The sequence below is a fragment of the Streptococcus sp. HMSC071D03 genome, assembly GCF_001812125.1.
Lineage (GTDB): Bacteria > Bacillota > Bacilli > Lactobacillales > Streptococcaceae > Streptococcus > Streptococcus pseudopneumoniae_N.
Genome location: NZ_KV807697.1, coordinates 1 through 8,172, shown reverse-complemented (window position 1 = coordinate 8,172; position 8,172 = coordinate 1). Strand labels below are relative to the sequence as shown.

General features: G+C 41.1%; 5 protein-coding genes, 1 tRNA gene and 1 pseudogene. 6 read left to right on the top strand and 1 reads right to left on the bottom strand.

The genetic code is table 11. From position 1 onward, the window contains the following. Both HMPREF2837_RS11035 and HMPREF2837_RS00930 read left to right on the top strand, forming a co-directional pair. A pseudogene (locus tag HMPREF2837_RS11035) lies at positions 1–125 on the top strand (IS5/IS1182 family transposase); the annotation flags it as partial. 50 nt (positions 126–175) lie between these two features. Then, positions 176–1,510 (top strand): Nramp family divalent metal transporter, encoded by a 1,335-nt coding sequence (locus tag HMPREF2837_RS00930; RefSeq protein WP_049530065.1) that lies wholly within the window; start codon positions 176–178, stop codon positions 1,508–1,510. 158 nt (positions 1,511–1,668) lie between these two features. On the opposite strand, the gene HMPREF2837_RS00920 is transcribed toward HMPREF2837_RS00930, so the two are convergent. Next, positions 1,669–1,756: transfer RNA gene (locus HMPREF2837_RS00920), tRNA-Ser, on the bottom strand. A gap of 161 nt (positions 1,757–1,917) precedes the next feature. Between HMPREF2837_RS00920 and HMPREF2837_RS00915 the strand changes: the two genes are divergently transcribed. The 4 genes from HMPREF2837_RS00915 to HMPREF2837_RS00900 all read left to right on the top strand — a co-directional run bounded on the left by HMPREF2837_RS00915 (position 1,918) and on the right by HMPREF2837_RS00900 (position 7,939). Next, positions 1,918–2,658, top strand: coding sequence for a DeoR/GlpR family DNA-binding transcription regulator (locus tag HMPREF2837_RS00915; protein WP_049549067.1), 741 nt, complete (start codon positions 1,918–1,920; stop codon positions 2,656–2,658). Beyond that, positions 2,655–3,566: a 1-phosphofructokinase gene (gene pfkB, locus HMPREF2837_RS00910; protein WP_049549066.1), complete on the top strand. Its 912-nt coding sequence runs from the start codon at positions 2,655–2,657 to the stop codon at positions 3,564–3,566. Before HMPREF2837_RS00915 ends, pfkB begins: the two co-directional genes overlap by 4 nt. Further along, positions 3,563–5,518 (top strand): PTS fructose transporter subunit IIABC, encoded by a 1,956-nt coding sequence (locus tag HMPREF2837_RS00905; RefSeq protein ID WP_049549065.1) that lies wholly within the window; start codon positions 3,563–3,565, stop codon positions 5,516–5,518. Before pfkB ends, HMPREF2837_RS00905 begins: the two co-directional genes overlap by 4 nt. Before the next feature lie 90 nt (positions 5,519–5,608). After that, on the top strand, positions 5,609–7,939 hold the full coding sequence (locus HMPREF2837_RS00900; RefSeq protein ID WP_075230527.1) for a DNA translocase FtsK: 2,331 nt from the start codon (positions 5,609–5,611) through the stop codon (positions 7,937–7,939). Positions 7,940–8,172: the final 233 nt, after the last annotated feature.

Sequence of the window (8,172 nt, the reverse complement as noted above, 5' to 3'; positions counted from 1 at the left end):
AGAATATTTTTGCCAAAGTAAAAACGTTTAAAATGTTTTCAACAACCTATCGAAATCGACGTAAACGATTTGGATTACGAATGAATTTGATTGCTGGCATTATCAACCGTGAACTAGGATTCTAGTTTCGCAGGAAGTCTAATGAAAAAGTAGGTTTAGAAAGAGGTAAGTATCTATGTCTTCTCATAAAAAAGTGTCACTCTCTGAGATTAATCAATCTATCGATACTCCAAATAACAATCATTTCTGGCAAAATTTAAAGGCCTTTTTAGGTCCGGGTGCTCTTGTCGCAGTTGGTTATATGGATCCAGGAAACTGGATTACCAGTGTAGTCGGTGGTGCTTCCTATAAGTATAGTCTCTTGTTTGTTATCTTGATTTCATCTCTCATTGCCATGCAACTTCAGCAGATGGCAGGAAAGCTTGGTATTGTAACCCAGATGGACCTGGCTCAAGCAACGGCTCATCATTCACCTAAATGGCTTCGTTATAGTCTATGGGTGATTTTAGAATTAGCCTTGATGGCGACAGATCTGGCAGAAGTTCTAGGTTCAGCGATTGCTCTCAATCTTCTCTTTAAGATTCCGATTATGATAGCAATTCTCTTGACCGTGTTGGATGTTTTTCTCTTATTGCTTCTGATGAAATTTGGCTTTAAGAAGATTGAAGCTATTGTGACAACACTGATTTTAACGATTTTAGCAATCTTTACTTATCTGGTAGCTTTGTCACATCCAAGCTTCCAAGGAATCGTTGAGGGTTATCTACCGAATGCAACCTTATTTGAAAGTCCTTTGCCAGGGCATGAAAGTCAATTAACCTTGGCGTTAGGTATCGTGGGTGCGACAGTGATGCCCCATAACCTCTATTTGCATTCTTCCTTGTCTCAAACTCGGAAAATCAATCACAAGGACAAGAATGATGTTCGAAAAGCCGTGCGCTTTATGACCTGGGACTCGAATCTTCAACTGTCCTTGGCCTTTATCGTTAACTCCCTTCTTTTAATCTTAGGGGCGGCCCTCTTTTTCGGACATGCATCTGAGATTTCTGCCTTTTCTCAAATGTATAACGCCCTGCAGGATTCTACCATTGCGGGAGCTATAGCTAGCTCAACCTTATCAACCTTGTTTGCCTTGGCCCTATTAGCCAGTGGTCAGAATTCGACTATCACAGGTACCTTGACAGGACAAATCGTTATGGAAGGTTTCTTGCATATGCGATTGCCTCAGTGGTTCATTCGTTTGGCGACTCGTCTCTTTGCCTTACTGCCTGTTATGATAGTAGCGGTTCTGTTTGGTCATCAAGAAAAAACCTTGGATCAGTTATTGGTTTATTCACAGGTCTTTCTTTCAATCGCTCTTCCATTTTCAATCTTCCCTTTGATTTATCTAACTTCTAAGAAATCACTGATGGGCGAATTTACCAATGCTAAATGGAATACCATCCTTGGTTATATTGTTTCCATTATCTTAACTGTTCTCAATGTGAAATTGCTATTTGATATTTTTTAAGAGCATCTGAGATGAAGTAGAAAAAATATCATTTTGATGATTAAAATTGAAGAAAAAAATCACCCAAGAGTTGAATCTTGGGTGATTTTTTGGAATTCTCATCTTAGACGAAAATCCATTATAAAAAGCTGCATCAAGATGCAGCCACACTATAGCTACGGAAGACATGGGATTCGAACCCACGCACGCTTTCACACGCCTACCGCGTTTCCAACACGGCCTCTTAAGCCTCTTGAGTAATCTTCCAATACTTACTAAAATAGTTTATCATAAAGGCAAGTATCTTGCAAATAAAATTCAAACAATTGGCAAAATGATAGAAAATGAAAGAAAATGACAAAAAGTGCTTGACTTTGATTTTTTTTGTGTTAGAATGATTATTGTAATCGTTAACAGGAGGTGAGTAAGTGCTAAAAACTGAGAGAAAAAAGTTGATTTTAGAGGAGCTGAGTAAACATAAAGTCGTAACTTTAGAGAAATTAGTAGGCTTGCTAGATACTTCAGAATCAACAGTTAGACGTGATTTAGATGAATTGGAGTCTGAAAATAAACTTCGCCGAGTTCATGGAGGAGCAGAGTTGCCTCACTCCTTGCAAGAAGAAGAAACCATTCAAGAAAAATCTGTCAAAAACCTTCAAGAGAAAAAATTGATTGCGCAAAAGGCAGCTTCCCTCATCAAAGAAAAAGATGTTATCTTTGTGGATGCAGGAAGTACAACAGCCTTTCTCATTAAGGAATTGGAGCGAAAAGACATTACTGTAGTAACCAACTCCATTCACCATGCGGTTCAATTAGTGGATAAGCAAATCCCAACAGTCATTATCGGTGGTGGAGTCAAGATGACAACAGATGCCAGTATTGGAGGAGTAGCGCTTAACCAGATTAACCAACTGCACTTTGATCGTGCCTTTATTGGAATGAATGGTGTAGATGAAGGTTACTTTACAACTCCAGATATGGAGGAGGGCGCCGTCAAGCGTGCTATCTTAGAAAATGCTAAACAGACATATGTTCTAGCAGATTCATCCAAGATTGGTCAGTCTTGTTTTGCTAAGGTAGCTCCTATAAAACGTGCTATTGTCATTACAAGTAAGGGTCACGAGCTCTTGTCAGCTATCAAAGAGAAAACGGAGGTTATCGAAGTATGATTTATACAGTCACACTAAATCCATCTATTGACTACATTGTCCGTCTGGATAAAGTGGAAGTTGGTAGTGTCAATCGTATGGACAGTGATGATAAGTTTGCTGGTGGTAAGGGAATCAATGTTAGCCGTGTCTTGAAACGCTTGGATATTCCAAATACTGCGACAGGCTTCATCGGTGGCTTTACAGGTAAATTTATCACTGATACTTTGGCTGAAGAGCATATTGAAACACGCTTTGTCCAAGTAGCAGAAGATACGAGGATCAACGTTAAAATTAAAGCTGATCAAGAAACAGAAATCAATGGGACTGGTCCTACTGTTGAAGCTGAACAACTTGAAGAGTTAAAAGCTATTCTTTCAAGTTTAACAGCAGAAGATACAGTTGTCTTTGCGGGTTCGAGTGCAAAAAACTTAGGCAATGTTATTTACAAGGATTTGATTGCCTTGACTCGTCAGACAGGCGCTCAAGTGGTCTGTGACTTTGAAGGTCAGACCTTAATCGATAGTTTGGATTATCAACCTCTTTTGGTCAAACCAAATAATCATGAACTGGGAGCTATCTTTGGAGTCAAGCTTGAAAGCTTAGATGAGATAGAGAAATACGCTCGTGAGTTGCTGGCTAAAGGTGCTCAAAACGTTATTATCTCTATGGCTGGTGATGGTGCCCTTTTGGTAACATCAGATGGAGCATACTTTGCTAAACCGATCAAGGGAACAGTGAAAAACTCAGTTGGTGCTGGTGACTCGATGGTTGCTGGATTTACTGGTGAGTTTGTCAAATCAAAAGACGCAGTAGAAGCCTTCAAGTGGGGAGTGGCATGTGGAACAGCAACCACCTTCTCAGATGACTTGGCAACTGCAGCATTTATTAAAGAAACTTATGAAAAAGTTGAGGTAGAAAAAAGATGAAAATTCAGGATTTATTGAGAAAAGATGTCATGTTGCTTGATTTGCAAGCAACTGAAAAAACAGCAGCTATCGAAGAAATGATTCATAGCTTGGTTGAACACGGATACGTGTCAGATTTTGAAACTTTTAAAGAAGGAATCTTAGCGCGTGAAGCTTTGACTTCTACAGGTTTGGGTGATGGTATTGCAATGCCACACAGTAAAAATGCTGCTGTTAAGGAAGCGACTGTTCTCTTTGCTAAATCAAACAATGGTGTTGACTACGAAAGTTTAGATGGACAACCAACTGACCTCTTCTTTATGATTGCGGCTCCAGAAGGTGCCAATGATACTCACTTGGCTGCCTTGGCAGAATTGTCTCAATACTTGATGAAAGACGGCTTTGCTGACAAACTTCGTCAAGTAACATCAGCTGATCAAGTTATTGACCTCTTTAACCAAGCTTCAGAAAAAGCTCAAGAGCCAGTACAAGCTCCTGCGAATGAATCTGGTGACTTTATCGTAGCAGTTACAGCTTGTACAACAGGAATTGCCCACACATACATGGCACAAGAAGCTCTTCAAAAAGTGGCCGCGGAAATGGGTGTCGGTATCAAGGTTGAAACCAATGGTGCTAGCGGTGTTGGTAACAAATTGACATCAGAAGATATTCGTAAGGCTAAAGCTGTTATCATCGCTGCAGATAAGGCAGTTGAAATGGATCGTTTCGATGGCAAACCATTGGTAAATCGTCCAGTTGCAGATGGTATTCGTAAGACAGAAGAGTTGATCAACTTGGCTCTTTCTGGTAATGCTGAAGTCTACCGAGCTGCTAATGGAGCGCAAGCTTCAACAGCATCTAATGAAAAACAAAGTCTAGGTGGTGCCTTCTACAAACACTTGATGAGTGGTGTATCACAAATGTTGCCATTCGTTATCGGTGGTGGTATCATGATTGCCCTCGCCTTCTTGATTGATGGTGCTTTGGGGGTTCCAAATGAGAGCCTTGGAAATCTTGGTTCTTACCATGAACTCGCTTCTATGTTCATGAAAATCGGTGGATCAGCCTTTGGTTTGATGCTTCCAGTATTTGCAGGATATGTTGCTTACTCAATCGCTGAAAAACCAGGTTTGGTAGCAGGTTTCGTAGCTGGAGCTATTGCCAAAGAAGGTTTTGCCTTTGGTAAAATCCCTTATGCTCAAGGTGGTGAAGCAACTTCAGCTCTTGCAGGTGTATCATCAGGTTTCCTAGGAGCTCTTGTTGGTGGATTTATCGCTGGTGCCTTGGTACTTTTGGTTAAGAAATACGTGAAGGTTCCACGTTCACTTGAAGGTGCTAAATCAATCCTTCTCTTGCCACTTCTTGGAACAGTCTTGACAGGATTTGTTATGCTTGCTGTTAACATCCCAATGGCAGCAATCAACACTGCAATGAACGACTTCCTTTCAGGTCTTGGAGGCGGTTCAGCTGTCCTTCTTGGTATCGTTCTTGGAGGAATGATGGCTGTCGATATGGGTGGACCTGTCAATAAAGCAGCTTATGTCTTTGGTACGGGTACTCTTGCAGCAACAGTGTCAACAGGTGGTTCAGTAGCTATGGCAGCAGTTATGGCTGGAGGAATGGTTCCACCACTTGCGATCTTCGTTGCAACACTTCTTTTCAAAGATAAATTTACTAAAGAAGAACGCAACTCTGGTTTGACTAACATCGTTATGGGCTTGTCATTCATCACTGAAGGAGCGATTCCATTTGGTGCGGCTGACCCAGCTCGTGCTATCCCAAGCTTTATCCTTGGTTCAGCAGTGGCAGGTGGACTTGTTGGTCTTGCAGGTATCAAACTCATGGCACCTCACGGAGGAATCTTCGTTATCGCCCTTACAACAAATGCCCTTCTTTACCTTGTCTTTGTCTTGATTGGAGCACTTGTTAGTGGTGTAGTTTATGGTTACCTTCGTAAACCTTTAGAAAAATAATTACAAATACATTCAAATGACTGATCACGAAAGTGGACGGTCATTTTTTTGATTTCTCTAGATGTTTCTGAAATATGGTATAATAGAAGCATGGCAAACAAAAATACAAGTAAAACAAGACGGAGACCGTCAAAAGCTGAATTAGAAAGAAAGCAAGCTATCCAACGGATGTTAATTTCCTTAGTCATAGCTTTTTGCTTAATGTTCGCTGCTCTGAGATTAGGAGCAGTTGGACTCACGCTCTATAACCTTATTCGATTACTAGTAGGAAGTCTAGCCTATCTGGTCATTTTTGTCGTTCTAGTCTATCTTTTTTTCTTCAAATGGATTCGGAAGCAAGAAGGTCTGATCTCAGGTTTTCTTTGCATTTTTTCAGGCTTATTGCTGATTTTTGAAGCTTATCTTGTATGGAAATATGGCATCGAGCAGGCGGTATTAAAGGGGACTTTAGCCCAAGTTTTGACAGATTTGACAGGCTTTCGTGTGACTAGCTTTGCTGGAGGAGGGCTTCTAGGTGTTGCTCTTTATATTCCAGTCGCCTTTCTTTTTTCAAATATTGGTACTTACTTTATCGGAGCCATCTTAATCTTGATCGGTGCTCTTCTAGTCAGTCCCTGGTCTGTCTATGACGTTGCTGATTTTCTTGGAGCACGTTTTTCGCTTTGGATGGAGCGACGCGAGCTGAAGAAACAAGAACGCTTCATCAAACGAGAAGAAGAAAAAGCGCGTAAGGAGATAGAGGAGCAGGAAAGACTAGAAAAAGAACAAGCGGAGCAAGCCTTATTGGATATACCTCCTGTTGATATGGAAACTGGCGAGATTTTAGAAGCTCCTCCTGTTCACTTTGATGATTTACCACTCCTTCCAGAGGAAGAATGGGTGGAACCTGAGATTATTCTCCCGCAAGCGGACTATGATTATCCTAAAGTAGATGACATTCCTCAGGAGGATGACTATGTAGAAGATGAAGATGTTGAAGTAGATTTTTCTGCTAAAAAAGCTTTAGAGTACAAACTCCCCAGCTTGCAACTCTTCGCACCTGATAAACCAAAAGATCAGTCAAAAGAAAAGAAAATCGTACGAGAAAATATCAAAATTTTGGAAGAAACCTTTGCGAGTTTCGGAATCAAGGTAACGGTTGAACGTGCTGAAATCGGTCCATCAGTTACAAAGTACGAAGTTAAGCCAGCAGTTGGTGTTCGTGTCAATCGCATTTCCAATCTAGCAGATGACTTGGCTCTGGCCTTGGCTGCGAAAGATGTCCGTATCGAAGCTCCAATTCCAGGGAAATCCTTGGTCGGGATTGAAGTTCCAAACTCAGAAATCGCAACAGTTTCTTTCCGAGAACTCTGGGAACAATCGCAAACTAAACCTGAAAATCTGCTAGAAATTCCCCTTGGGAAAGCTGTCAATGGTACAGCTCGCAGTTTCGACCTGGCTAAAATGCCTCACTTACTTGTGGCTGGATCGACCGGTTCTGGTAAATCTGTTGCAGTTAATGGTATCATTGCAAGTATTCTCATGAAGGCACGTCCAGACCAAGTCAAGTTTATGATGGTGGATCCGAAGATGGTTGAGTTATCAGTTTACAACGATATCCCTCATCTCTTGATTCCGGTCGTGACTAACCCTCGTAAGGCCAGCAAGGCCCTTCAAAAAGTCGTAGATGAGATGGAAAACCGTTATGAACTCTTTGCCAAAATTGGGGTTCGTAATATTGCTGGTTTCAATGCTAAAGTGGAGGAATTCAATGCTCAGTCTGAGTACAAACAAGTACCTCTTCCTTTGATTGTTGTGATTGTGGACGAGTTAGCTGACCTCATGATGGTAGCTAGCAAGGAAGTAGAAGATGCCATTATCCGTCTAGGACAGAAGGCGCGTGCGGCTGGTATTCATATGATCCTCGCGACCCAGCGTCCGTCGGTTGATGTTATTTCTGGTCTGATTAAGGCCAATGTACCGTCACGTGTAGCCTTTGCTGTATCTTCTGGAACGGATTCGCGAACTATCTTAGATGAAAATGGTGCTGAGAAATTGCTTGGTCGAGGGGACATGCTCTTTAAACCAATCGATGAAAACCACCCTGTTCGTCTGCAAGGCTCCTTTATCTCTGATGATGATGTTGAGCGTATTGTTAGTTTTATCAAGGCTCAAGCAGATGCTGATTATGATGAAAGCTTTGATCCCGGAGAGGTTTCTGAGACAGAAGGTGAGTCTGGCACAGGAGATGAAGGTGGAGATCCACTATTTGAAGAAGCTAAGGCTCTGGTCATTGAAACTCAAAAAGCGAGCGCATCCATGATTCAACGTAGATTATCAGTTGGTTTTAACCGAGCAACTCGCTTGATGGAAGAATTAGAGATGGCTGGGGTTATTGGTCCAGCAGAAGGAACGAAGCCACGAAAGGTTTTACAACAATAAAAAACGTAAAAATAGTATAAAAATGCATGGAAACTTTATTGAAAAGTTAGTCAAAAATGGTCTAACTTTTACGATGAAGTTTCCTTTTTATAGCTATAGTGGATTGAAATAAGATATGAACAGAGAGATTAGGAAAGTCAAACTAATTTCTAGAAATGTTTTAGAATCCATGGTGTACTACTCTAAGTTCAATCCACTATATTATTATGGATAATGCAAGATTCCATAGAATG